General features: G+C 70.4%; 25 protein-coding genes and 1 tRNA gene. 19 read left to right on the top strand and 7 right to left on the bottom strand.

Annotated features, from left to right (window positions below; translation table 11 throughout):
- Positions 1 to 103: 103 nt before the first annotated feature.
- From ON30_RS18125 to ON30_RS18110, 4 genes are read left to right on the top strand one after another with little or no spacing between them, the layout of a single operon-like run.
- Complete coding sequence (locus ON30_RS18125; RefSeq protein WP_040708609.1) at positions 104 to 796, top strand: response regulator transcription factor; 693 nt, start codon at positions 104 to 106, stop codon at positions 794 to 796.
- Positions 793 to 2,076, top strand: coding sequence for a sensor histidine kinase (locus ON30_RS18120; RefSeq protein ID WP_040708608.1), 1,284 nt, complete (start codon positions 793 to 795; stop codon positions 2,074 to 2,076). The genes ON30_RS18125 and ON30_RS18120 overlap by 4 nt, the downstream gene beginning before the upstream one ends.
- The gene (locus ON30_RS18115) at positions 2,069 to 3,088 is read left to right on the top strand and encodes a DUF8320 family protein (RefSeq protein ID WP_040708607.1); all 1,020 of its coding nucleotides are present in this window, start codon (positions 2,069 to 2,071) and stop codon (positions 3,086 to 3,088) included. Before ON30_RS18120 ends, ON30_RS18115 begins: the two co-directional genes overlap by 8 nt.
- Positions 3,089 to 3,134: 46 nt before the next feature.
- Positions 3,135 to 4,334: a winged helix-turn-helix domain-containing protein gene (locus tag ON30_RS18110; protein ID WP_040708606.1), complete on the top strand. Its 1,200-nt coding sequence runs from the start codon at positions 3,135 to 3,137 to the stop codon at positions 4,332 to 4,334.
- A gap of 9 nt (positions 4,335 to 4,343) precedes the next feature.
- On the opposite strand, the gene ON30_RS18105 is transcribed toward ON30_RS18110, so the two are convergent.
- The gene (locus ON30_RS18105) at positions 4,344 to 4,799 is read right to left on the bottom strand and encodes a hypothetical protein (RefSeq protein WP_040708605.1); all 456 of its coding nucleotides are present in this window, start codon (positions 4,797 to 4,799) and stop codon (positions 4,344 to 4,346) included.
- Positions 4,800 to 4,947: 148 nt separating this feature from the next.
- On the opposite strand from ON30_RS18105, the gene dapA reads away from it, so the two are divergent.
- Together dapA and ON30_RS18095 are read left to right on the top strand one after the other, a co-directional pair.
- Positions 4,948 to 5,856, top strand: coding sequence for a 4-hydroxy-tetrahydrodipicolinate synthase (dapA, locus tag ON30_RS18100; protein WP_040708604.1), 909 nt, complete (start codon positions 4,948 to 4,950; stop codon positions 5,854 to 5,856).
- Complete coding sequence (locus ON30_RS18095; RefSeq protein WP_040708603.1) at positions 5,853 to 7,916, top strand: ribonuclease J; 2,064 nt, start codon at positions 5,853 to 5,855, stop codon at positions 7,914 to 7,916. Before dapA ends, ON30_RS18095 begins: the two co-directional genes overlap by 4 nt.
- A gap of 107 nt (positions 7,917 to 8,023) precedes the next feature.
- Here ON30_RS18095 and ON30_RS18090 read toward each other — a convergent pair whose 3' ends face one another.
- Positions 8,024 to 8,584, bottom strand: a complete 561-nt coding sequence (locus tag ON30_RS18090) for a WKL family lipoprotein (protein WP_040708602.1) — start codon at positions 8,582 to 8,584, stop codon at positions 8,024 to 8,026.
- 76 nt (positions 8,585 to 8,660) lie between these two features.
- Positions 8,661 to 9,029 (bottom strand): DUF4189 domain-containing protein, encoded by a 369-nt coding sequence (locus ON30_RS36200; RefSeq protein ID WP_051029488.1) that lies wholly within the window; start codon positions 9,027 to 9,029, stop codon positions 8,661 to 8,663.
- Between the two features lie 142 nt (positions 9,030 to 9,171).
- On the opposite strand from ON30_RS36200, the gene ON30_RS18080 reads away from it, so the two are divergent.
- Entirely contained in the window at positions 9,172 to 9,795 is a 624-nt protein-coding gene (locus ON30_RS18080; RefSeq protein WP_040708601.1) for a TIGR03085 family metal-binding protein, read from the top strand.
- A gap of 125 nt (positions 9,796 to 9,920) precedes the next feature.
- Positions 9,921 to 12,548, top strand: a complete 2,628-nt coding sequence (locus ON30_RS18075; RefSeq protein WP_040708600.1) for a DNA translocase FtsK — start codon at positions 9,921 to 9,923, stop codon at positions 12,546 to 12,548.
- Between the two features lie 128 nt (positions 12,549 to 12,676).
- Here ON30_RS18075 and ON30_RS18070 read toward each other — a convergent pair.
- Positions 12,677 to 12,750 (bottom strand) — tRNA-OTHER (locus ON30_RS18070).
- Between the two features lie 451 nt (positions 12,751 to 13,201).
- Between ON30_RS18070 and ON30_RS18065 the strand changes: the two genes are divergently transcribed.
- Positions 13,202 to 14,188: a TerC family protein gene (locus ON30_RS18065; RefSeq protein ID WP_040708599.1), complete on the top strand. Its 987-nt coding sequence runs from the start codon at positions 13,202 to 13,204 to the stop codon at positions 14,186 to 14,188.
- A 59-nt stretch (positions 14,189 to 14,247) separates the two neighbouring features.
- On the opposite strand, the gene ON30_RS18060 is transcribed toward ON30_RS18065, so the two are convergent.
- Entirely contained in the window at positions 14,248 to 14,544 is a 297-nt protein-coding gene (locus ON30_RS18060) for a YciI family protein (protein WP_040708598.1), read from the bottom strand.
- 18 nt (positions 14,545 to 14,562) lie between these two features.
- Positions 14,563 to 15,129: an amino-acid N-acetyltransferase gene (locus ON30_RS18055; protein ID WP_040708597.1), complete on the bottom strand. Its 567-nt coding sequence runs from the start codon at positions 15,127 to 15,129 to the stop codon at positions 14,563 to 14,565.
- A 167-nt stretch (positions 15,130 to 15,296) separates the two neighbouring features.
- Between ON30_RS18055 and pgsA the strand changes: the two genes are divergently transcribed.
- The 6 genes from pgsA (at position 15,297) to ON30_RS39240 (ending at position 20,206) form a co-directional block, all read left to right on the top strand.
- Positions 15,297 to 15,950 (top strand): CDP-diacylglycerol--glycerol-3-phosphate 3-phosphatidyltransferase, encoded by a 654-nt coding sequence (pgsA, locus tag ON30_RS18050; RefSeq protein ID WP_083911483.1) that lies wholly within the window; start codon positions 15,297 to 15,299, stop codon positions 15,948 to 15,950.
- Positions 15,947 to 16,435, top strand: coding sequence for a CinA family protein (locus tag ON30_RS18045; RefSeq protein WP_040708654.1), 489 nt, complete (start codon positions 15,947 to 15,949; stop codon positions 16,433 to 16,435). The genes pgsA and ON30_RS18045 overlap by 4 nt, the downstream gene beginning before the upstream one ends.
- 135 nt (positions 16,436 to 16,570) lie before the next feature.
- A complete protein-coding gene (locus ON30_RS41755; protein ID WP_040708596.1) occupies positions 16,571 to 17,065 on the top strand; it encodes a helix-turn-helix domain-containing protein in 495 nt (164 codons plus the stop codon).
- 189 nt (positions 17,066 to 17,254) lie between these two features.
- Complete coding sequence (locus ON30_RS18035) at positions 17,255 to 18,088, top strand: PspA/IM30 family protein (RefSeq protein WP_040708595.1); 834 nt, start codon at positions 17,255 to 17,257, stop codon at positions 18,086 to 18,088.
- A gap of 139 nt (positions 18,089 to 18,227) precedes the next feature.
- Positions 18,228 to 19,100, top strand: a complete 873-nt coding sequence (gene pspM, locus ON30_RS18030) for a phage shock envelope stress response protein PspM (protein ID WP_051029487.1) — start codon at positions 18,228 to 18,230, stop codon at positions 19,098 to 19,100.
- A gap of 620 nt (positions 19,101 to 19,720) precedes the next feature.
- Positions 19,721 to 20,206, top strand: coding sequence for a TerC family protein (locus ON30_RS39240; RefSeq protein ID WP_157183766.1), 486 nt, complete (start codon positions 19,721 to 19,723; stop codon positions 20,204 to 20,206).
- Positions 20,207 to 20,218: 12 nt separating this feature from the next.
- Here the strand turns inward: ON30_RS39240 and ON30_RS42290 are convergent, their stop codons facing one another.
- Complete coding sequence (locus ON30_RS42290; protein ID WP_083911481.1) at positions 20,219 to 20,923, bottom strand: HD domain-containing protein; 705 nt, start codon at positions 20,921 to 20,923, stop codon at positions 20,219 to 20,221.
- 130 nt (positions 20,924 to 21,053) lie between these two features.
- Here ON30_RS42290 and ON30_RS18015 point away from each other — a divergent pair, with 130 nt between their 5' ends.
- The 4 genes from ON30_RS18015 (at position 21,054) to recA (ending at position 24,836) form a co-directional block, all read left to right on the top strand.
- Positions 21,054 to 22,217: a glycosyltransferase gene (locus tag ON30_RS18015; protein ID WP_040708593.1), complete on the top strand. Its 1,164-nt coding sequence runs from the start codon at positions 21,054 to 21,056 to the stop codon at positions 22,215 to 22,217.
- A 35-nt stretch (positions 22,218 to 22,252) separates the two neighbouring features.
- Positions 22,253 to 22,444, top strand: coding sequence for a DUF3046 domain-containing protein (locus tag ON30_RS18010; protein ID WP_040708651.1), 192 nt, complete (start codon positions 22,253 to 22,255; stop codon positions 22,442 to 22,444).
- Positions 22,408 to 23,670 (top strand): phosphotransferase, encoded by a 1,263-nt coding sequence (locus tag ON30_RS18005; RefSeq protein WP_245554100.1) that lies wholly within the window; start codon positions 22,408 to 22,410, stop codon positions 23,668 to 23,670. Before ON30_RS18010 ends, ON30_RS18005 begins: the two co-directional genes overlap by 37 nt.
- A gap of 122 nt (positions 23,671 to 23,792) precedes the next feature.
- Positions 23,793 to 24,836, top strand: coding sequence for a recombinase RecA (recA, locus tag ON30_RS18000; protein WP_040708592.1), 1,044 nt, complete (start codon positions 23,793 to 23,795; stop codon positions 24,834 to 24,836).
- The last annotated feature ends 85 nt before the right edge of the window (positions 24,837 to 24,921 follow it).

Here is a 24,921-nt window from a genome sequence, read left to right as displayed (position 1 = left end):
TGGTGGCGGATCCGGGTCATACTTCGGGGTGACTTTGTAGCGGTGGGGTTGTGGACTGTGCGTTCGTGAGGGGGAACGAAGTGCTCGGAATGGGAGTGTCGAGGTGACCTGGGTCGACGGGGGTGGGCGCGCGCCGCGCCGGATCGGGCTGGTCGAGGACCACGAGTCGGTCGCGATCGGTCTCGCGGCGATGCTCGCGCCGCAGCCGGACCTGGATCTGGTGGTGACGGCGGGGACGGTGCCGGAACTGTTCGCCGCGGTCGCACGGGACGCGGGGGCCGGTCTGGACCTGGTGGTGCTCGACCTGCGGTTGGCCGACGGGTCCTCGCCCGAGGACAATGTGCGCGCCCTGCGCGAGCGCGGTATCGAGGTGCTGGTGTTCACGGGGGCCGACAACGCGTTCCTGGTGCGCGCGGCCGCTCGGGCAGGGGTGCTGGGGGTGGTCCGCAAGTCCGAGGACGTGCCCACCGTGGTCGCGGCGGTGCGTCGCGCCGCCTCCGGCGAGCAGGTGGTCACCACCGACTGGGCGGCGGCGATCGACGGTGATCCGCGGTTGTCGGATGTCGGGTTGAGCCCGCGTCAGGAGGAAGTGCTCACCCTGTACGCCTCGGGGGAGAAGGCGTCGCGGGTGGCGCGCCTGACGGGTCTGTCGGAACAGACCGTCAACGATTATCTGGGCCGTATCCGTCAGAAGTACGCCGACGCCGGTCGTCCGGCGCCGACCAAGACCGATCTGTACAAGCGGGCTGTCGAGGACGGCTGGCTGCCGGTCCCCGAGCGGCACCGGCGCGGATGAGGGCGTCCAGCACGCTGGACGCCGCCGACGAGGACGCCGCCGCCCCCGCTCGCGCGCGGGTGGGTCGGTGGCGGCGCGGGCTCGCCGCGATGACCGAGCGGACCCGCGAGGAAGCCGCCGCCGACCGGATCCTGCGCAGGCTCGGGTTGACCTTCGGGTTGGCCGGGGTGATCGCGGGCGTGGTCGAGATCCCGGAGATGATCGAGCAGAGCCGGGTGACCTCGCTCGGGTGGAGTCTGGTGATCGCGCTGCCCGCGTTCGGGTTGTTCCCGGTGCTGGCCGTGGTCTCGATCGGGATGAAGCGGCCGACGATCCAGGCGGTCGCCGGGGGCGCGGCGGTCTGCTATCTGGGTGCGACGGCGCTCGCGCCGTTCGTCTATCGAGAACTGCCCGATCACACGACGCTGTGGCTGTACCGGGTGTTCGCGCTCGGGGTGCTCGCGGCCGCGCTGGCGTGGCGGCCGCCGCTGGCCATCGGCTATCTGATCGGCGGTTCAGCGCTGGCGGCGGCGGCCAATCGGTCGGTGGTGACCCACGGCGATTCCCTGTCACTGCTGGGCGATTTCGCGCGGTCGGCCGGGTTGTGCGCGCTGTTCCTGTGGTGCGCGATCTACGCGCGGGCCGCGGCGGCCCGGGTGGACCGGGAGTCGGCGATCGCGAGCAGTCGCGCGGCGACCTCGGCGGGCGCCAGGGCCCGCGACCGCGAACGGGCCCGCTTCGCCGCGCTCATCCACGACGCGGTGCTGTCCACGCTGCTCGACGCGTCCCGGGCGGGCACGGAATCACCGGTGCTGCGCAAGCAGGCCGAACGCACGCTCGACCAACTGGACGAGGCGCGTGGCGGCCGGACCGAACCGGACCGGCTCAACGCCCAGTCCGCCATCGGGTTCCTGCGGGCGGCCGTCCAGGAGGTCAATCCCGGGGTGCGGTTCACCGCGCGCCGCTGGTCGGGTTTCGACGATCTGCGGATGCCGGTGCAGGCGGCGGGCAGTCTGGCGGCCGCGTTGACCGAGGCCGTGCGCAACAGTCTGCGCCACGCGACGGTCCCCGGGCGCGCGGTGCGGCGCTCCGTCACGGTGACGATCAGCGCGGGCGGTATCCGGGTGGTGTTCCGTGACGACGGCGCCGGTTTCGACCTGGGCGCGGTGCCCGCGGACCGCCTCGGCATCTCGGTGAGCATCCTGGGGCGGATGCGGCAGTTGGCGGGCGGCGCGGGGTTCGTGGAGTCGAGTCCGGGGGAGGGCACGACGGTGACGCTGGTGTGGGGCAGCGATGGCTGACATCGACACCGAACTCGGTCTGCGGGATCTGCTGGGACTGCGCGACGGCGCGGCGTGGCTGTTCCTGCTCATCCTCGAGGCCACCATCGGCCTCTACATGATCCGCAATTTCGACCACGCCCCGCTGCCCGCCGCGACGGCGGCGCTGGGCCTGCTGGCGACCGCGGGCGTGGTGGTGTTGGTCATCCCGGTCGATCCGCTGCCGTGGCCCGCCACGGTGTACGTGGCCGCCTCGGGCCCGGTGGCGACCTTTCTGACCGTCCTGCAGATCGACCAGGAGTGGACGCGCCCGGTGTGGACCGCCTACGCCTCCTCCTACGTCCTGGCCGTGCTGGTGTTGCGCGGTCGATTGGGGGCGGCGTGGCTCGGGGTGGCGGGCATCGCGGTGGTGGTCGCGATCGTCGGCCTCGCGGCGGGTGTGCGGGTCGGGGTGGTCGCGGGGTCGCTGGTGCCGGTGGCGACGGTGGCCGGCGTGTCGGTCTGCGTGGCGATCATGCGGCCCACCCAGCGGTCACTGCGGTCGCTGCGCGAGGAGGCGACCATGCGGGCCGCGGCCGAGGCCACCATGGCCGCGGAGAACGGCGAACGCGACCGGCAGTTGGCGCGCCTGGACAAGGTCGCCCGGCCGATCCTGGAACGGATCGCCGAAGGCGCGGAACTGACCGCCGCCGAACGCGAGCAGTGCCGGTTGCTCGAGGCCGAACTGCGCGACGGTCTGCGCGCGCCGCAATTGGTGACCGACGAGTTGAGCAGTGCCGCGCGCGGCGCGCGTTCGCGCGGCGTGGAGGTCGTCCTGCTCGACGACGGCGGTTTCGCCGGCGTGCCGCGCTGGGTCCGGGAGCGGGTGGTCGAGGCGGCGACAAGGGAATTGGACGCCGCGAACACCGGGTCGGTGACCGTGCGCGTGCTCCCGATGGGTCGCCGGATCCTCGCGACGGTGCTGGCCAATTCCGACGAGCAGGACCGGCGCACCGAGATCGACGCCGCCGGTGGGGTGTCCGTCACCACCTGAGCACCGCGCGCCGAGAACTGTCGTACCCCCGTGGCATCCTTCGGGGATGCGGAAGATGAGCGCGGCGGCCGCCCGTCGCACGGCGGTGGCCGCGCAAGGGTTCGGTCGACGTCGCCCGGCGGTCCCCACCCGGCGCGCGGTACTCGATGTCCTGTCCAGAACGCAACTGCTGCAACTGGATTCGGTCTCCGCGGTGGTGCGCGCGCACTACGCGCCGATCTTCGCCCGCCTGGGTCCCTACGATCGCGCGCTGCTGGACGCCGCGGCCTGGTCGGATTCCCCGCGCAGGCCCCGCGCGCTGGTCGAGTACTGGGCGCACGAGGCCGCGCTGATCCCGGTGCGCGACTGGCCGCTGCTGCGCTGGCGGATGCGCGAATACCGCAACGGGCGCTGGTCCGGGATGCGCGCGGTGGTGCAACGCAATCCGACGCTGGGCAAGGACATCCTCGATGTCATCGCCGAGGTCGGCCCCGCCACCGCGGGCGAGGTGGAACGGCATCTGGAGTTGGACAAGCCGCGCCCACCCGGGTCCTGGTGGAATCTCAGCGACACCAAGATGATCTGCGAACAACTCTTCGCCGCGGGCGCGCTGTCGGTCGCCACCCGTGTCGGTTTCGCCCGGCACTACGACCTCGCCGAACGGGTGCTTCCGCCCGAGATCGCCGAGCGCGAGATCCCGGAGGACGAGGCCATGCGCGAACTCGTGCGCCGCGCCGCAATCGCGCACGGCATCGGCACCGAGGCCGATCTGCGCGACTACTACCGTCTGCAACGCGCGCAGTGCGCGCCCGCGATCATGGATCTGGTCGACGCGGGCGAACTGGAACCGGTCGAGGTGGCGGGCTGGGATCGCCCGGCCTACCGCCATGTCGAGGCGGTGACGCCGCGCCGGATCGAGGGGGCGGCGCTGCTGTGCCCGTTCGATCCGCTGATCTTCTGCCGTCCGCGCACCGAACGACTCTTCGATTTCCACTACCGCATCGAGATCTACACCCCGCAGGCCAAACGGGTGCACGGCTACTACGTGTTCGCCTTCCTGCTCGACGGCGAACTCGTGGGCCGGGTGGACCTGCGCGCCGAACGCGCCCACGGCAGGCTCACGGTGCCCGGCGCGTTCGCCGAACCGGGGCGGGCCACGGCGGCCACCGCCGCGGCGCTGCGCGAGTCCCTGCGCGAGATGGCCGACTGGCTCGAACTGGACGAGGTCGTCGTGGGCGAGCGCGGGGATCTGGCGCCGCTGCTGTGAGGGGCGCGGTCAGATGTCGCGCTTGGGGCCGCCCTCGCGGCGCGGGCCGCGCATCTGATCGCGCAGCGCACCGGAGACGGCGGTGGACAGCCACGAGTTCAGCGACATGTTGCTCTGCGCGGCGGCTTCCTCGGCCTTGGCCTTCATCTGCTCGACCAGTCGCAGCGTGACCCGGCTGATGTCACCGGTCATCTCCTCGAAGGAGACGTGCTCGTCGGTGGCGCTGTCGCGGCGCACGTCGACGGTGGCGTCACTGCCCTGCACCGAGACGCGCACGGTGCGGTCGCCGAGTTCGGCGCTGACCTCGGCGGCCAGTTCCGACAGCGCGGCCAGCAGGACCAGTCGGGTCGAATTCTCGGTGGCCGCGGCCAGTGCGGCGGCCGTGGCCTGGGTCTTCTCGTCGCCGAGGGCGGCGGCGGCGATCAGATCCGCGCGCAGTCGGGCGGTGTAGGTGCTCAAATCCATGACATCAGTGTGACGCCAAAGCTGACGCCATACAAGGGGCAATGGTGGCGTCATCGTGCGGCCGTGCGAGGTTGATCACCCCCGCGCGTGTCCGGTTCGGCGACGAGGGTGTCCGAAGCGTGCCGCCGAGCGGGTAGCCTTTCTGACCATGACGAACGGTGAATCGACGCCCACGGAGCTGCGCGCCTCCGGCACGGTGGGCGTCGCGATGGTGACCCCCTTCGGGCCCGACGGCAAGCTCGATGTCGACGCCGGGGTCGCGTTGGCGGCCCGCCTGGTCGACCGCGGCGTCGATCTGCTCGCGATCTCCGGCACCACCGGGGAATCGCCGACCACCACCGAATCGGAGAAAGCCGACCTGCTGCGCGCCGTGGTGGACGCCGTCGGCGCGCGCGCGACCGTGATCGCGGGCGCGGGCACCTACGACACCGCCCATTCGATCGAGTTGGCCCGCAACGCCCAGCGCGCGGGCGCGCACGGCCTGCTGGTTGTCACCCCGTACTACTCCCGTCCCACCCAGGCGGGCCTGATCGCGCACTTCACGGCCGTGGCCGACGCCACCGATCTGCCGGTGACCCTCTACGACATTCCCCCGAGATCGGTGGTCCCCATCGCGCCGGACACCATCCGCATCCTGGCCGAACACCCGCGCATCGTCGCGGTCAAGGACGCCAAGGGCGATCTGAACGCGGGCGCCGATCTCATCGCGAGCACCGGACTGGCCTTCTACTCCGGTGACGACTGCCTGAACCTGCCCTGGCTCTCGGTCGGCGCGGCGGGCTTCATCAGCGTCATCGGGCATCTGGCGCCCGAGCGTCTGCGGGAACTGGTCGAGGCCTACCACGCCGGTGACGTGGTCGAGGCCCGCCGGATCAACGCGAGCCTGATCCCGCTCAACGCCGCGATGGCCGGCCTCGGCGGCGTCGCGATGACCAAGGCGGGTCTGCGCCTGCTCGGCCTGGACGTGGGTGAACCGCGCCTGCCGCAGCTGATGCCCACCCAGGAACAGGTCGAATTGCTGGCCGCCGATCTGCGTGTGGCGGGGGTGCTGGCATGAGTGAACCGCTAGCGCGTCGTCCCCGCCGGACCGCGAACCGCGCGGCGGGGGCGCCGACCCCGCCCAGCCCCGCGCAGACCGCGCGTCCGGAGTCGACTCCCGCCGTCGAGGCCGCCGCACCCGCCGCCGAGCGCAAGCCCGCTCGCACGGCTAGGAGCGCCGCCGCGGAATCCCGGCCCGCCACGACGGAATCCCGGTCTGCCGGTACGGAATCCCGTCCCGCCGCGGAAGCCGCGCCGCAGACCGAGAAGCAGAGCGCCGACAGCGGCGATCAGGGGCGGCGCTCGGGTCGCGGACAGCAATCCCGAGGCCGTGGACGCGGCCGTCAGCAATCCGGTCGCGGTCGGGCCGAACAGCCCGCCCCCGCGCCCGTGGTGGCCGCGCAGGACCGTCTCGGCACGCCGCCGAAGCTGCCCGCCAACGGCCTGCGGGTGTTCGCCCTCGGCGGCATCGGCGAGATCGGCCGCAACATGACGGTGTTCGAGTACGGCGGCAAACTGCTGATCGTGGACTGCGGTGTGCTGTTCCCGGAGGATCAGCAGCCCGGCGTCGACCTGATCCTGCCCGACTTCCGGCCCATCGAGGACCGGATGGACGACATCGTCGCCATCGTGCTGACCCACGGCCACGAGGACCACATCGGCGCGGTGCCGTTCCTGCTGCGCATGCGGTCCGACATCCCCGTGCTGGGCGCCAAGTTCACGCTCGCGCTGGTCGCCGCGAAGTGCCGCGAACACCGGTTGCAGCCGCGCCTGACCGAGGTCGTGGAGGGCGAGACCACCATCCACGGCCCCTTCGAGTGCGAGTACTTCGCGGTCAACCACTCGATCCCCGACGCGCTGGCCGTCGGCATCCGCACCCCGGCGGGCGTGGCCCTGCACACCGGCGACATCAAACTGGATCAACTTCCGCTCGACGGCCGCCTCACCGACCTGGCCGGGTTCTCCCGTCTCGGCGACGAGGGCGTCGATCTGTTCCTGGTGGATTCGACCAACGCCGAAGTGCCCGGATTCGTCACCCCGGAACGTGAGATCGGCGGCGTCCTGGACACCGTGATCGGCAAGGCGCGGCACCGGGTGATCGTGGCCTCCTTCGCCAGTCACGTGCACCGCATCCAGCAGGTGGTCGACGTCGCCCAGAAGTACGGCCGCCGGGTGTGCTTCATCGGCCGTTCGATGGTGCGCAACATGCAGATCGCCCAGGATCTCGGCTATCTGACCGTGCCCGACGGCGTCGAGGTCGACCTCGACGTGGCCGCCACCCTGCCCGGCGATCGGCTGGTGTTGATCTCCACCGGGTCGCAGGGCGAACCGCTCTCGGCGCTGTCGCGGATGGCGCGCGGCGACCACCGCCAGATCCACATCCGGCCCGACGATCTGGTGGTGCTGGCCTCCTCGCTGATCCCCGGCAACGAGAACTCGGTGTTCGCCGTGGTCAACGGGTTGGCGCGGCTGGGCGCGACGGTCATCACCCAGCAGAACGCGAAGGTGCACGTCTCCGGCCATGCTTCGGCCGGTGAGCTGCTGTACCTGTACAACGCGGTGCGCCCGACCAACGCCATGCCCGTGCACGGCGAATGGCGGCACCTGCGCGCCAACGCCGCGCTGGCGGTGGCCACCGGCGTCCCGGAGGAGCGGGTGGTGCTCGCCGAGGACGGCGTGGTGGTCGACCTGGTCGACGGCATCGCGAGCATCGTCGGCCGGGTGCCGGTCGGCCACGTCTACGTCGACGGCCTGTCGGTCGGCGACGTGGGCGAGTCGACGCTCTCGGATCGACTGGTGCTGGGCGAGGGCGGGTTCATCTCGATCACCGTCGCCATCGACGAGACCACCGGCAAGGCGGTCAGCACCCCCGAGGTCAGCGGGCGCGGCTTCTCCGACGATCCCACCGCGCTGCACCAAGCGGCCGAGTTGGTCGAGGCCGAATTGCTGCGTTTGGCGGGCGAGGGCGTCACCGAGACCCACCGCATCGCCCAGGGCGTGCGTCGGGTCGTGGGCCGCTGGGTCGCCGACACCTACCGTCGCCGCCCGATGATCGTGCCGACCGTCATCGGCGTCTGATCGTCCCGAGACGACGGGGCTGAGACGACGGTGTCCTGAGAGACGACGGAGCCGCCCGGATCACTTGATCCGGGCGGCTGTTGTCGCGTTTCGCGTCGGTCGGCGGTTCAGCGGGCCTGGCAGGCCGCCGAATCGAGTTTCGCGTTGCGAACGATGGTGCAGGTGAACTGGTTCGACACCTTCCACTGATCGTCCTCGGCAACGAATTCCACGAACGCGTCCTGGACGGGCGCGCCGCCGATGGTGACCTCGGCGTCGGCTTTGAGTTTGCCGTCCTTCGGGTCTCCGACGCCGGTGATCCGCACCGTCACCTTGTTGCGTTCGGCGGCATCGACCAGTTTGTCGACCAGTTGCGGATCGCGTTCGGCGTCCTGGATCCACGCCGACTTCTCCTGCGCGCCGACCGAGCGGTCGAAGGCGCGGTTGATGCGGCCGTTGAGTTCCTCGGCGGCGGGTTTGGGCAGATCCGGTGCGGTCGTGGTCGTCGGCGCCTCGCCTTCGATCAGATCCTGCTGGGTCTTGCCGGACTCGAAATCGGCCGCGGCGGAGGTGGCGGTCGCGCCGGAGGGCGCCGCCGAGTCGTCGGAGTCGCCGGAGCAGGCTCCGACGGCGAGGACCACGGCCACCGCGCACGCGGTCAGGACAGCCCTTGTCGAGCGTTGTTTCACGAATTCCCCTGGATGAGAAGTGTGTCGCCGCAACGGGAACGGCGAGGGAGATGGACGGCGTCCGGTCGCGCCCGGCTCAGCTCGAATAGCCCTGCGTGCAGCGCCAGTTCACGACGCGGCCGCCGAATACCCGCGAGAGCGCGGCGTCGCGCGCTTCTGGGTAGCTGGACCGCGCCGCGCTGCTCCAGTGCGTCGAGGAGCGGGCCAGGACACCGCATCCGTTACGCCACGAGATCGAGACCGAGCAGCCCGGTCCGCAGGAGTTGACCGCGTTGATCTCGGCCGCGTTGTAGCTGCCGTAGTTGTTGCTGATGCTGTAGCGGCCGTTGCCGCCCACCGCGATTGCCCCGTAGAAGCCCGCCTGCGCGTCGGCGGCGGGCGCCGAGGTCGCCACCGCGGCGCCGACCGCCGCGAACGCGACGACGCCGCTGAGAATTGTTTTCACGAATCGAATGCCCCTTCATCATCGATACGGTCCGAGGACCACTGGACAACGTACATTTGCCCCGCGCACGCTGCCAACCGCCCGGTTCGCCCGTCCTCGCGCCGCGCTGTCACAGACGGCGGATCCGCGCTATGTTCGGCGGGTGAGCATGGCACAGCGAGAACGTCGAGAACTGGTCGAGGCGATGTCCGCGGTGGGGCCGGACGCGCCCACCCTGTGCGGGACCTGGACGGTGCGGGATCTGGCCGCGCACCTGATCGTCCGCGAGCGCAGGCCCGACGCCGCCCCGGGGATCATGATCAAAGCCCTTGCCGGACGCCTGGAATCGGTGCAGAACCGCACGGCGGCCAAACCGTTTCCCGAACTGCTCGACCTGGTGCGCAACGGGCCGCCGCTGTGGTCGCCGCTGAAACCCGTCGACGCCTTGGTCAACATCACCGAGATGTTCGTCCATCACGAGGACGTGCGGCGCGCGAGCCCCGGTTGGGAACCGCGCGCGCTCGCCGAGGCCGACGAGGACAAGCTGTGGTCGACCGTGCGGCGGATGGGCCGGATGGCCTATCGCGGCGCGAAGGTCGGTGTCACGCTGGAGACGCTGGACGGTCGCCGGGCCGTCGCCAAGAAAGCCTCGGGCGACGAGGTGACGCTGGTCGGGACGCCGTCGGAACTGCTGCTGCACGCGTTCGGCCGTGACGAGGTCAGGATCGAGACGCGTGGCCGGGAGGACGCCGTGCGCGCGGTGCTGGCCTTGGACCGCTCCGTCTGAGCCGCCCACATCCCCCGCGTCGACCGGTCGTCCCCCGGCGGACTCGCCGGTCGGAGCGGCCCCGTGGCGGGTGATACCTGTGTTGCGGATGGTCCGATCGGGGCGTTTGCGGCTAGCCTGAGTCCATGGCAGGTAAGTCCCGCAGCACCACGACGTCCAGTGCGCGGGCGGGATCGGCCCGGGGGAGGACCACGGCGGCGCGTTCCCGCTCGGCCGCCGCGCGCGGCGCGAGTGCGCCGCGCGCCGGACTCGGCCCCACCGGCCCCGCCCCGCGTCGTCGTCCCGCGCCCGCGCGGCGTCCGGCCCGGGCCGCGGCCTCGAACACCGCGCCGCTGGCCGTGCTGCGCCGGACCGTCGGCACCGGGTGGACGATGCTCGCGCGCGGCCTCGGCGCCACCACCCGCACGCTCAGCCGCGCGGGCGACATCGAACACGGGCACCGCCGCGACGGTATCGCGCTCGCGCTGATCGCGTTGAGCGCGGTCATCGCGGCCGCCGTCTGGCTCGCCGCGGGCGGGCCGGTCGGGCGCTGGGTCGACGAGGCGATCCGCGCGGTCTCCGGATCGGCCTCGGCCGCACTGCCGTTCGTGGCCACCGGCATCGCGATCACGTTGATGCGCACCGAGGCGCGCCCGGAGATCCGCCCGCGCCTGGTGCTGGGCGGGTTGCTGGTCGGCCTGCCGATGCTGGGCATCTGGCATCTGGCCGCCGGAGCGCCGGGCGACGCCCACGGACGTTCGCGCGCGGCCGGTTTCGTCGGTTTCGTCATGGGCGGACCGCTGGCGGGCGGTCTCACGGCGTGGCTGGCGGTGCCGATCCTGTTGCTGGCCATCGTGTTCGGCGTGCTGCTGCTCACCGGCACCACTATCCGCGAGGTTCCCCAGCGGTTGCGCGAGTACTTCGGCACGGCCGCGGGCGGCGACGAGTACAGCGCCTACGACGAGAATCGTCCGTTCGATCCCGCCGACTACGACGCCGAAGGGTTCCCGGTCGGCCGACCGAAACCCCGCAGGCGTGGGCGCACACCCGCCGAGAACTATCCCGCCGACGAATTCGGCGACCCGAACGCCGTCACCGAGGCACTCGGCGAACCGCCGCTGCGCGACGCCAAGACCATCGCCACCGCCGCCGAATTCGGCGCGGAGATCGACGCGGCCGGCCCGGCGCCGAAACCGCGCAAGCGTGCCGCCGTCCCGAAGGTCCCCGATCAGACCCCGCCCCCGCCGAAGGAACCCGAGTTCGTCGCCGACCGGGTCATCGAGGGCGACTACACGCTGCCGCCGCTGACCCTGCTCACCGACGGCGATCCGCCCAAGAAGCGCAGCGCGGCCAACGAGTCGATGATCGAGGCCATCACCGAGGTGCTGGTGCAGTTCAAGATCGACGCCGCGGTGACGGGCTTCGTGCGCGGCCCGACGGTCACCCGCTACGAGGTCGAACTCGGTCCCGGCGTGAAGGTCGAGAAGATCACGGCGCTGACCCGCAACATCGCCTACGCCGTCGCCACCGAGAACGTCCGGTTGCTGGCCCCGATCCCGGGCAAGTCGGCCGTCGGCATCGAGGTGCCCAACGCCGACCGCGAGTTGGTGCGCCTGGCCGACGTGCTCAAGGCCCCCTCGACCCGCAACGATCACCACCCGCTGGTCATCGGGCTCGGCAAGAACATCGAGGGCGAATTCGTCTCGGCGAACCTGGCCAAGATGCCGCATCTGCTGGTGGCCGGTTCCACCGGTTCCGGCAAGTCCAGCTTCGTCAACTCGATGCTGGTCTCGCTGCTCGGCCGGGCCACCCCGGAGGAGGTCAGGATGATCCTGATCGATCCGAAAATGGTGGAACTGACCCCCTACGAGGGCATTCCGCATCTGATCACCCCCATCATCACCCAGCCGAAGAAGGCCGCGGCGGCGCTGGCCTGGCTGGTCGAGGAGATGGAACAGCGCTACCAGGACATGCAGGCCAACAAGGTCCGCCACATCGACGACTTCAACAAGCGGGTGCGATCGGGGGCGATCACCGCGCCGCTGGGCAGCGAACGCGTGTACCGGCCCTACCCGTACATCCTCGCCATCGTCGACGAACTCGCCGACCTGATGATGACCGCGCCGCGCGACGTCGAGGAGGCGATCGTGCGGATCACCCAGAAGGCGCGCGCCGCGGGCATCCACCTGGTGCTGGCCACCCAGCGTCCGTCGGTGGACGTGGTGACCGGTCTGATCAAGACCAACGTGCCGTCCCGGCTCGCCTTCGCCACCTCCTCGCTGACCGATTCGCGCGTCATCCTGGATCAACCGGGCGCGGAGAAGCTGATCGGCATGGGCGACGCGCTGTTCCTGCCGATGGGCGCGGGCAAGCCGACCCGCCTGCAAGGCGCGTTCATCAGCGACGAAGAGATCCACGCCGTCGTCGAATACACCAAGAACCAGGCCGAACCCGAGTACCAGGAAGGCGTGACGGCGGCCAAGGCGGGCGAGAAGAAGGACGTCGACCCCGATATCGGCGAGGATCTCGACGTCTTCCTGCAAGCCGTGGAACTCGTCGTCACCTCGCAGTTCGGCTCCACCTCGATGCTGCAACGCAAACTGCGTGTCGGTTTCGCCAAGGCGGGCCGGTTGATGGACCTCATGGAGACCAGGGGGGTGGTCGGCCCGAGCGAGGGCTCCAAGGCCCGTGACGTCCTCATCAAACCCGATGAACTCGACGGCCTGCTGTTCAGCATCCGCGGCGGCGACGCACCGGCGGACCCGGAGGACTAGACGGGCGCTCATCGGGTCGCCCGCCCCACCGGGGCCGGTGCGGATTCCTCGATATCGCCGTACCGGTCCCACTCTCGCGGGTCCGCCGAGGACTCGCTCGGCGTCGCGTCGACGGGGTGTGGGCGTTGTTCCCCCGGCGGGATTCGAACCCGCATCTACCGGTTCCTAGGGCCGGCGCCTCTGCCAATTGGGCCACGAGGGAGTGGTCGTGTCCGTCACACGGAAAAGGGGTCGCTCCCGGCGATGCCGTGGAGTGACCCCTGTCTCTGTTTTCGGGACATCGAGAACTAGGGGCCGCTCCGCGTGCGGGCGGGGCGGGATGTCGCCGCGGCCGATAGCGCGAGGCGGCCGCGTCGGGCGGCGGCACGTCGCGACGTGTGCCGCCCGTGTGCGCTCAGCCCGATCATCGCCTGACCCTTTCGGTAACCGCCTCGCGGGCGGTGCATTTCGTCGTCTCCGAACGCTAACACCCGGATTCGGTGTGCGGTAGCCATTCTCGCCCAGGGGCGCGCCGCGCTTGTCCTCGGGGCCGCGCACACCGGCCGCGCTGCGCGCCCCAACCTGTGGAATCATGGTCAGCAACCGACCCGCAACGGAACTGGAACGGACAATTCGGGCATGATGGCTGTCATGAGCTTCGATCGGACCACCGCATGCAGGTAACCGCACTGATCTGGGTGATCACCGTGGTGGTGATCCTCGGCCTGTTCGTCTTCGACTTCTTCGCCCACGTCCGCACCCCGCACGAACCCACGTTCCGGGAATCCGGCTTCTGGTCGGCGTTCTACATCGGCCTGGCCCTGCTGTTCGGCGGTTTCGTCGCCTACAAGTGGGGCGGCACCTACGCCGGGGAGTACTACGCCGGCTTCGTCACCGAGAAGGCCCTCTCGGTGGACAACCTGTTCGTGTTCCTGATCATCATGAGCACCTTCGCCGTGCCGCGGATCTACCAGCAGAAGGTGCTGCTGATCGGCATCGTGCTCGCCCTGGTGATGCGCGGCGCCTTCATCGCCGTCGGCGCGGCGGCGATCAGCGCGTTCAGCTGGGTCTTCTACCTGTTCGGCCTGTTCCTGGTCTACACCGCCGTCAAACTGCTCAAGGACAGCGGCCACGAGGTCGAGGTGGAGGAGAAACGCGACAGCAGGATCGTCGCGATCGCGAAGCGGATCCTGCCCACCACCGAGGAGTACGACGGGGACAAGCTGGTGACCCGCATCGACGGCCGCCGCGCGGTCACCCCGCTGCTGCTGGCGCTGCTGGCCATCGGTTTCGCCGACCTGCTGTTCGCGTTGGACTCCATCCCCGCGATCTACGGCCTGACCGAGCAGCCCTACCTGGTCTTCACCGCGAACGCCTTCGCGCTGATGGGTCTGCGTCAGCTGTACTTCCTCATCGGCGGACTGCTGGACCGCTTGGTCTATCTGTCCTACGGTCTGGCCGCGATCCTGGCCTTCATCGGCGCGAAGCTGATCCTGCACGCGCTGCACGAGAACACCCTGCCGTTCGTCAACGGCGGCGAACACGTCTCGGTGCCGGACATCTCCACGCCGGTCTCGTTGAGTGTGATCCTGGGCATACTCGTGATCGCGACCGTCGCCAGCCTGATCAAGACCAAGGGCGCGGTGAAACCGTCCGCCTGACCCCGCCGACACGACAGCCCTCGACCGTCACCGGTCGAGGGCTGTCGTCTGTTCGGGGATCAGGAAGCCGCGTCGGCCGCGAAGGCTCCCAGGACCGGCAGCCACTCCACCACCCGCACGTCCTCGATGAGCTTCTCGCGGGCGAAGGGGTCGTTGGTCAGCAGGTCGCGCAGCGTCGCCTCGTCCTCGGCGCGGAAGATCAGCAGCGCCCCGGTCCCGTCGGGGTAGGGACCGCTGGTCAGCAGGGCGCCCGCCTCGACCTGCGCGCCGAGCCAGGCGCGGTGATCGGGACGGTGGGTCAGGCGCGCCGGGATGGTGGCCTCGGAGTAGGAGTAATGGACGGCGAAGATCGGCACAGTGGTTCGCTTCCGGTCTCAGAGGGTCAACAGCATTCGAGTATTGCCGAGCGTGTTGGGCTTCACATAGCTCAGGTCGAGGAATTCGGCGACGCCGGTGTCGTAGGACCGGCACATCTCCGCGTAGACCTCGGCGGTCACCGGCGTGCCGTCGATCTCGGCGAAACCGTGCCTGCCGAAGAAGTCCACCTCGAAGGTCAGCACGAACAGCCTGCGCAGTGCCAACTCCCTGGCCACCGCGACGAGCTGGTCCACGATCAGCCTGCCGACGCCGCGACCTTTGACCTCGGGGTGCACGGCCACCGTGCGCACCTCGCCCAGATCGGCCCACAGCACGTGCAGTGCGCCACAGCCCACGACCTGCCCCTCGAGCTCGGCGACCCAGAATTCCTGGACCGATTCGTAGAGGGTGACCAGGCTCTTCTCCAGCAGGATGCGTCCGGCGTAGACGTCGATCAGGCGTTTGATGTCGGGGATGTCCGAGGTACGGGCACGACGCACGACCGGACCCGCGGACTGCGCGGTCTGCGCCGCGCCCGGACTGGTGTCGCTGGTCGAACCACCATGTGGTCCCCGAGAGGTCATGGGGTGCACAGTAGTCGGCTCCGTTACCGATAGTCTGATCGTGTGTCCCACATCCTGTCCTCGCGCTGCCCGCATCGTGCCGGGTGTGGCGCCGCGGCATCGATGTGGTCCCTGACCGGCACCGGAACGGTCGCGGCCGGGCGAGCGGACGTGAGCGAGGGCCGCGGATGAGCGCCTACCCGGACGAGATCGACCGTCCCTGGCCGGAGACCTCGCCGGTGCGCGGCCCCGTGGTTCCGGGGCACGCCGAACCCGCCGCCGTCCCCTTGATGAACATCGCGAACGTGCTGACGATGGCGCGCATCGCGATCGTGCCGCTGTTCGTGCTGGCCCTGTTCGCGGGCGACGGTCACGACACCGCCTGGCGGCTCACCGCGGCCGCGCTGTTCGGCATCGCCGCGATCACCGACCGATTCGACGGGCAACTGGCCCGCAAATACGGTCTGGTCACCGACTTCGGCAAATTGGCCGACCCCATCGCCGACAAGGCGTTGATCGGTTCGGCGCTGATCGGTCTGTCGGCCCTCGGCGATCTGGCCTGGTGGATCACCCTGGTGATCTGCGGCCGCGAGATCGGCATCACGCTGTTGCGCCTGGCGGTGGTGCGCCGCGGCGTCATCCCGGCCGGTCGCGGCGGCAAACTCAAGACGTTGGTGCAGTCGCTGGCCATCGCCGCGCTGCTGCTGCCGCTGAGCGGCGCGTTCGCCACCGCGGGCATGGTGCTGATGTACGCGGCCCTGGTGCTGACCGTGGTGACCGGACTCGACTACGTCGGCCAGGCCGCCCGGGTGTGGTTCGCGGGCGGATCGCGCAAGCGATGACCGATCCGCTGGTCGCGGCCGCTCCGGCCGCCGAGGTGGTGCGCGCGCTGACGGCGGCGGGGCAGACCGTGGCCACCGCCGAATCGCTGACCGCGGGCCTGCTCAGCGCCACGATCGCGGGGGTGCCCGGCGCGAGCGCGGTGTTGCGCGGCGGTCTGGTGGTCTACGCGACCGATCTGAAGCACACCCTCGCCGAGGTCAGCGAGGACCGACTGCGCACGGAGGGTCCGGTCGCCGCGGGCACCGCCGAACAGATGGCCGTGGGGGCTCGGACCCGCTGCGGAGCGGACTGGGGAATCGGCCTGACCGGCGTCGCGGGCCCCGATCCGCAGGACGGTCACCCGGTGGGAACGGTGTTCCTGGGGCTGTCGGGTCCCGGGCACACCGAGGTGATGCGGTTGCGCCTGTCGGGCGACCGGTGGACGATCAGAATCACCGCGACCGGGATCGCGGTGCGGGAACTGTTGCGGTGCGTCCAGGGTTGATCGGGTCCGGCGATCCGGTGAACGGAACCGGGAACCATCCGCCCGGGCTCCGACGTTGTACCAGAAAGAACTGTGCGCGCTCGGTCCACGGTCGCAGCGCGTCGGCCCGGTGGGCGCCGAGCGAAGGAGAACGACATGACGCTGCTGCGAGAGGCGATCGGGGACAGTCTGCGCCGTGCGCGTCTGGCCCAGCACCGGACTCTGCGTGAGGTGTCCACGTCGGCGCGGGTGAGCCTCGGGTACCTGTCGGAGGTCGAACGCGGTCGCAAGGAAGCCTCCAGCGAACTGCTGGCCGCGATCTGCGCCGCCCTCGACGTCCCGCTGTCGCGGGTGCTGTGGGACGTGAGCACGATCATGGCGGGCGACGACGCGGTGCCGGTCAACGGTTCGGCCGACATCCCGGCCGCGGAGGCGGCCCCCGCCGAAGCCGGCTCGGACGCGGCGGCCGTGCCGGTCGAATCCGCCGAACCCGGCGGCTCGGGATCGGCGCCCGCCGCCGCGAGCATGTCGGCGGAGGCCGGGGCCGCGCCACCGGAGCAGGGCGAGCGCCTCGCGCGTATCGCCGAACGCACCAGGATCGTCATCCCCGCGCCCAAGTCGGACATGTTGGTCCTGGTCAAGAGCAACTGACGCCCGGTCCGCCGCGAGCGGGGCTGCGGTCCGGTCGGGAAACCGGATAGATTCTCTACTAGGCGTCGATCGGACCGGGTTCGGCCGGTCCGAGTGCCGGATGGTGGAGGATAGGCACACAGCCGGTGCGTGACGGTCGCGCACCGGCACCGCGCGAAGCGGTGCATCAGATGGAGGCGGGATCAATCGATGGCTAATCCGTTCGTCAAGGCCTGGAAGTACCTGATGGCCCTCTTCGACTCCAAGATCGAGGAGCACGCGGATCCGAAGGTGCAGATTCAGCAGGCTATCGAGGAAGCTCAGCGCCAGCACCAGGCCCTCTCGCAGCAGGCCGCGTCGGTCATCGGCAACCAGCGTCAGCTGGAGATGAAGTTGAACCGGCAGCTCGACGAGGTCGAGAAGCTCAACGCCAACGCGCGGCAGGCCGTTCTGCTCGCCGATCAAGCCAGTGCGGCGGGCGACACCGAGAAGGCGATCCAGTACACCAACGCGGCCGAGGCCTTCGCCGCCCAACTGGTCACCGCCGAGCAGTCGGTGGAGGATCTGAAGGTCCTGCACGACCAGTCGCTACAGGCGGCGGCGCAGGCCAAGAAGGCGGTCGAGCAGAACGCCATGCTGTTGCAGCAGAAGGTCGCCGAGCGCACCAAGCTGCTCAGCCAGCTCGAGCAGGCCAAGATGCAGGAGCAGGTGTCGGCCTCGTTGCAGCAGATGGACTCCACGCTGTCCGCGCCGGGCACCACGCCGAGCCTGGACGCCGTGCGCGAGAAGATCGAGCGCCGCTACGCCAACGCGCTCGGCGCCGCCGAACTGGCGCAGAACTCGGTGCAGGGCCGCATGGTCGAGGTCCAGCAGGCCAGCATCCAGATGGCGGGCCACAGCAAACTCGAGCAGATCCGCGCCTCGATGCGCGGCGATTCGCTGCCCGCGGGCGGCGCCGCGGGGCAGACCGCGATCAATCCGGCCGCGCCGCAGGCCGATCCGGCGCAGCCGCAGATGAACAAAGGACAGACCGCGCAGCAGTAGCGGTGCGCGGTGAGAAAACGGTGCCGACGCGACGGGTGAGAATCGGTCATGATGGAACCGAGTGAGGTGCTGCGGTCATGAGCGAGCGAATTCCCGCCGGTCGGCGGATGTCGGTGGTCGTTTCGAAGGGGGCGGGCAAGTGAGTCGGAAGTCTTCCCCCGGTGTGCCGGTGGCCTACCCCCATCCTTTCGCGCCGCCCGCGTCCAATCTGCCCGAGACGCTGCGCGACGCGGGCGAGACCGCGTTGGTCGCCGTCCGGAAGTGGGCCGACCCGCGTGAGCGGGAACTGCGCAGGCGCCGCCGGGCGCGCCGCCGCAGCTACCAGTTGGGCACGGTGTCCGGCCTGACCACGGCGGGCGCCGTCGGGCTGGTGGTGATCTCGGCCCCGGTGTGGGCGGTGGTGGTCATCGGTGGCGGCGCGGTCGCGTTGGTCACGGGGACGGCGCTCAGCGCCCGACGCTATCTGCGCTTGCGCGGTAAACCGTTGCCGCAGCCCGGTTTCCTACCCCGTAAGCAGCCGCCGCTGCGATCGGTGGCTCGTGCCCCGATCGCGCGCCTGGTGCGCGCCGAACGCACCCTGCACGGTCTGATCGCGCATCTGGGCGCCTCGCAGCGGGTGCCGCGCGAGGAACTGGTGGAGATGATCGAGACGGCGAATTCCGGTGCCGCGGCCCTGCACGCGCTGGCCGCCGACGTGGTGCAGATGGAACGCGCGCTCGCGGTCATCGGCCGGGGGAATCCGGCGGCGGGGGAGGCCGTCTCGGTCAATATGCGCTTCGCGCTGGATCGGTTGAATTCGGGCATCATCGAATACGAGCAGGTGGTCTCGGCGGCGAGCACGATTCTGGCGGTGCCCGAGAATTCCGTGGTGGCCTACCGATTCGACACCATCGTGGCGGATCTGCGGCATGCGGCCGACCGGCTCGACGGGTGGGCGCAGGCGCTCACCGAGATCGCGGACCGCACGGTGATCGCGACCGGTGAACCGCCCCGGGGCTTTCCGGGGCGCTGACTCCCACTTTCGTCGAATCGCGGCGTCGCGTCGCCGAGCGCGCGGGGAGGGCTGCGCTCGCGACGACTCATAGCCGACGCCGCGCAGCTCACCGTCGGGGACCGTCCGCGCATGGATTCGACGGGTCGGCAATCTTATGGTGTACGGCTGGCTAATCGATGGGGGCCGGAATGTCCTGCCGGATGCTGGGTCACGAGAACCGGTCCCGGCTATCGGGTGGCTCTTTTGTCCACGGCATGCGGTCGACATTCCGGAAGCGGGTGGAGCGGCGAATCCGAGTCGCGGTGTGCGACGGCAGTACTCGGGATTCGCTGGGTGTGCACGGCGACGGCTCGCGCCGCCTCGTGCACGGGCGTTCGCGCTCTGCTCGGGGCGAACGGAGTCGCCGCGGGAGCGGTCACGCGGGGCCGCCGGTACTGCCACCGGCGCAGCGTAATAGGTGTGCGTAGATCAGCGGCAGTATGGTGCGCGCAACAATTCGAACCCACGGGTCGGTTTCATTGTTTCTCGACCGATATCCGTGAGATCGCACGGTGCACCGAACCGCCCCGAGCTGCGGGTAGTTCACGGGATTCCTGAGTGTCGGCAAAGCGATGATGGCGATTCGGCGGAGGAAGATCATGTCCGCCGATGATCATCCTGACAGCAACAGCGGATCTGCGGCAACCGTTTCCCGGATTCGCTCGAATTCGCTGGAGCGACACGACGATCCGAACCGTCGACAACGCCTGGTGAATGGCCCGCTACCACGTGGTAACCCGATGGGGGACCGGGCGGAATGGTCAAAGGGGCTTGACCGGGTCCGGCTGGGGGTGAACCCTGATTTGCACCCCGATATCGCCGCTGAGCTGGTGATTTCCGCCGCGCGGACTGCCAGCATGGAATCGTCGGATCGCCGGACGGCGGTTCCTCGGAGACGCCAGGAGGCCGAAATGCTGTGGAAGATCATCGGTGTGGTCGCGATCGTGTGGATCGTGTTCGCCGTCATCGGTGCGCTGCTCGAGGGACTGTTCCCCATCCTGATGATCGGCGCGGTGGTGTTCGGACTGTATCTGCTCTACAAGGCCGTCGCGGGCTCGGACAGTTCCACCGTCGGCAAGCTGTAGCCGCGGCGCCGATCACCGGGCGGTCGGCCGCAGCGGCTTGGACGCGGTCTCCGACGCGGGCAACGAGTGGATCTTCCCCGACCTGGCCGATCTGCCGCCGTGGACCGCGCGGTATGTCGCGGTGGTCGGCCCGGTCGCCACCCACGCGGTCGACGTCACCGACACCGTCGAGGCCGCCGCCGCGGCGACCCGTTCCAGAACAGGTCGCCAGTGTTCCACCGGTTCGACCTCGAGGCCGACGACCTTGCCCGCGTCGTCGGCCTTGCGCAGCGTGATCGCGGCCGCGTGATCGGGATCGGCGCGGAAGGCGGCGATCTCGGCCGCGTCCATCGCACCGCCCTGACTCAGCAGGGTCTGCCTGCTGGCCGCCGAGAGGGTCGCCGCGTGCTCGGCGTCGGTGGCGACCAGATAGCGCTTGGCGGGCACGTGCAGTTCCACCAGGCGCGCGACCCGCTCGCCGAGCAGGCCGCGCACCGCCTCGGCGCCGTGCCTGCCGTGGCCCGCGTCGTCGCCGGGGCGCAGGTGGTGGCCGATATCGTGCAGTAGCCCCGCGACCTGGAGTTCTTCGTCCTCGGGATGCCATCGGCGCAGCAACTGCGCGCACTGGCGGTCGTGATCGAGGATGTCGACCGGATCGCCCGCGCGATCGGTGCGGTCCCAGACTCCGGCGCAGGCGCGCAGCAGGTCCATCAACTCGTCCACGCTCGCGATCGTCATCGGTCCTCCTCGGGGTCGCCCTGGTCTCGCCGACCAGCATGGCCGACCGTCCGACCCCGACGGTGGCGCGGCGATGACGCGGCGGTGAACGCCGCGCCCGTCCGCCGAGACGGTGTGGCAGGCTGGGCGAATGCGTGTAGCCGTTGTAGCCGGACCCGATCCCGGGCATGCGTTCCCGGCGTTGGCGCTGTGCGAGCGGTTCCTGGCGGCCGGTGACGAACCGGTGCTGTTCACCGGACCGCGGTGGTTCGACGCCGCCAAGGACGCGGGCATCGCCGTGCGCCGACTCAAGGGGTTGGCCCCGCGCGCGGTCGACGACGACGCCGACGCAGGACAGCGCATTCACGAACGCGCCGCGCACATCTCGACCGAGATCCTGCCCGACCTGAGCGCGATGCTGCCCGAACTCGTCGTCTCCGACGTGCTCACCGCGGGCGGCGGCATGGCGGCCGAACGGTTGGGCGTGCCGTGGGTGGAACTGTCCCCGCATCCGCTGTATCTGCCGTCGAAGGCGTTGCCGCCCATCGGGAGCGGCCTCGCGGTGGGCGAGGGTGTGCGCGGTCGGATGCGCGACGCGATGCTGCGCACGATGACCGCGCGCGCCATCCGCAACGGGCAGCGCCAGCGCGAACAGGCCAGGGCGGGCATCGGTCTGCCCGCCGCCGATCCCGGCCCCGACCTGCGGCTGATCGCGACCCTGCCCGCGCTCGAGGTGCCGCGCCCGGACTGGCCCGAGGACGCCCACGTCATCGGGCCGCTGCTGTGGGAGCCCACCGATCGCTTGCTGACGCCGCCGCCGGGCGAGGACCCGCTGATCGTGGTCGCCCCCTCCACCGCGCACACCGGCGTGGCGGGCATGGTCGAGACGGTGCTCGAGGCGTTGGACGGCGCGGGCGTGCGGGTCGCGATCTCGATGCTCGACACCCCGCCCGCCGATCTGCCGCCGTGGGCGCGCGCCGGCCTCGGCCGCCAGGACGAACTGCTCACCCACGCCGCCGCGGTCATCGGCGGCGGTGGACACGGCCTGCTGGCCAAATCCCTGCTCGCGGGCGTGCCGATCGTCACCGTCCCCGGCGGGGGCGACCAGTGGGAACTGGCCAATCGCGCCGTCCGGCAGGGCGGTTCGATCCTGATCCGGCCGCTGACGGTCGAAGCGGTGCGCGCGGCGGTGCGCGCGATTCTCGACGAGCCCGGCTACGGCGCGGCGGCCAGGGAGGCGTCGCTGAGCGCGGCGAAGGTGGCCGACCCCGTGCGGTTGTGCCGTTCGGTCGCCGCGGTGGCCGACGCCGGGTGACCGGCGCGTCACCGCACGCGAGTATCTTGAACACGGTGCGGTTGACCGAGTTCCAGGAACTGATGCACACCGAATTCGGTGTGGCGCGCGGTGACGCCCTGCTCAACGATCACGTGATCCCCTCGCTGGGCCGTACCGGCTCGCAGGCGATCGAGGGCGGCGTGGACCCGCGTGAGGTGTGGCGGGCGCTGTGCGCCGAATTCGACGTCCCGCGAACCCGCTGGTGAGCGTGCCGGGGTCGGAGGATTCGCCGCCGCCGGAGTCGTATCGCTTCGACGAGCGGCGGCGGATGATCCCGCTCGATCCGGAGTCGCTGGCGGCGCGGGTGGCCGCGGCCGCCCCCGACGACGTCGCCGGGCATCGCCGCACCGGCGTCGAGTGCATGCTGCTGGGTCGCTACGACGAGGCCCTCGATCACTTGGACCGCGCGCTGGAACTGGTCGACACCGAGGCCCGGCGGATCACCCTGTGGATCGATCTGGCCGATGTGTACCGCTACCGCGGCGACGGTCGTACCGCGATCCTGCTGCACGACCGGGCGGTGGCCGCGGCGCGTGCCGTCGCGCCCGAGACGCTGTCGTTCGCGCTGGCCCACCTGGGCCGGGCGTTGGGCGAACAGGGCGAATCGGAACGAGCGCGCACCGTTCTGGGCGAGGCGTTGCGGCTGCGGGTCGCCGAGGGCGACCCGGAATCGATCGAGGCCACGCGCGTCACGCTGCTGACGCTGGCACGGTTACCGATCCCGTGGCCGCCGATGGTCGCCGCCCTGCTCGGTGACGCGCCGATCCGCGCCGACGGTCACGAAGGGCGCGGCGGCGGCGTGCTGCGCGTAGGTGACCGTTACTGGCTCAAACGCGGTCCGCACGCCGTCGCCGAATACGAGCGACTGCGCTGGCTGGGGGACCGCGCGGTGCCGGTGCCGGAGATCGCGGTGTTCGAGTCCGACGTGCTGGTGCTGGCCGACGCGGGCGCGCCCAGCACCGCGCACGCGCCGACTCCCGAGACCGGCGCGTTGCTGGGCGAGGTGCTGCGCCGCCTGCACGACCTGCCGGTAGCGGAATGCCCGTTCGACGGGGGGCTCGACGTGACTCTGGCGCGGGCCCGCCGTCAGGTGGTCGAGGGATTGGTCGACGCCGCGGACTTCGACGCCGACAATCTCGGACGCACCCCGCGCGACCTGCTCGAACACCTGTACGCCGCGCGGCCCGCCGAAGCGGATCCGGTGGTCTGCCACGGCGATTTCACGCCGGCCAACGTGCTCACGAGCGGGATCGTCCTGGACGTGGGCGCGCTGGGGGTGGCCGATCGGTACCGCGATCTGGCCTTGGCCGACCGCGACCTGCGGGCCACCGCGGGGCCCGCCGCGGTGGCCGCGTTCTTCGCCGCCTACGGCGAACCGGAACCCGACCCCGAGCGTCTGGCCTACTACCGCGTCCTGGACGAATTGTTCTGAGCGCGTCGCTTGACTCGAACATCTGTTCGTTTAAGCTGGGCGCCGGAACTTGTCGGTGCCGCCCTCTAGGGTGGGCGCAACCAGAGAATGAGACTTCACCCGGCGAAAAGGGGATCAAGGACATGGCACCACAGGCGTACGACCGCGACAAGGCGCTCGAACTGGCGCTGGCCCAGGTCGAGAAGAGCTTCGGCAAGGGCGCGGTGATGCGTCTCGGCGAAGATGTGCGCCCGCCGATCTCGGTGATCCCGACCGGTTCCATCGCCTTGGACGTCGCCCTCGGCATCGGCGGTCTTCCCCGCGGCCGCATCGTCGAGGTCTACGGCCCGGAATCCTCGGGTAAGACCACCGTCGCCCTGCACGCCGTCGCCAACGCGCAGGCCGCGGGCGGTGTCGCCGCCTTCATCGACGCCGAGCACGCCCTCGATCCCGATTACGCGCGCAAGCTCGGCGTCGACACCGACGCCCTGCTGGTCTCCCAGCCCGACACCGGTGAGCAGGCCCTCGAGATCGCCGACATGCTGGTGCGTTCCGGCGCGATCGACATCATCGTCATCGACTCTGTGGCCGCGCTCGTGCCGCGCGCCGAGATCGAGGGCGAGATGGGCGACAGCCACGTCGGCCTGCAGGCCCGCCTGATGAGCCAGGCCCTGCGCAAGATGACCGGCGCGCTGAACAACTCCGGCACCACCGCGATCTTCATCAATCAGTTGCGCGAGAAGATCGGCGTCATGTTCGGCTCCCCGGAGACCACGACCGGCGGCAAGGCGCTGAAGTTCTACGCCTCGGTGCGCCTGGACGTGCGCCGTATCGAAACCCTCAAGGACGGCACCGACGCGGTCGGCAACCGCACCCGCGTCAAGGTGGTCAAGAACAAGGTCTCGCCGCCGTTCAAGCAGGCCGAGTTCGACATCCTCTACGGCCAGGGCATCTCCAAGGAGGGCTCGCTCATCGATATGGGCGTCGAGCACGGCTTCATCCGCAAGTCCGGCTCCTGGTACACCTACGAGGGCGATCAGCTGGGCCAGGGCAAGGAGAACGCCCGCAAGTTCCTGCTCGACAACACCGATATCCGCGACGAGATCGAGAAGAAGATCAAGGAGAAGCTCGGCATCGGCGCCGATGTCACCGCCGACGCGGCCGCCGAGGCCCCGGCGGATTTCTGAGCCGATGAGCGCGGCGTCCTCGCGTCCGGGCCGGGGCTCGGCGGATCTCGGATCGGAGTCCGCCGAGGCCGACCCGGTGGCGCGG

It is taken from the genome of Nocardia takedensis NBRC 100417 (assembly GCF_000308695.1).
Taxonomy (GTDB): domain Bacteria; phylum Actinomycetota; class Actinomycetes; order Mycobacteriales; family Mycobacteriaceae; genus Nocardia; species Nocardia takedensis.
The sequence above is the reverse complement of the archived record's forward strand: the minus strand, read 5'-3'. Positions and strand labels throughout refer to the sequence as shown.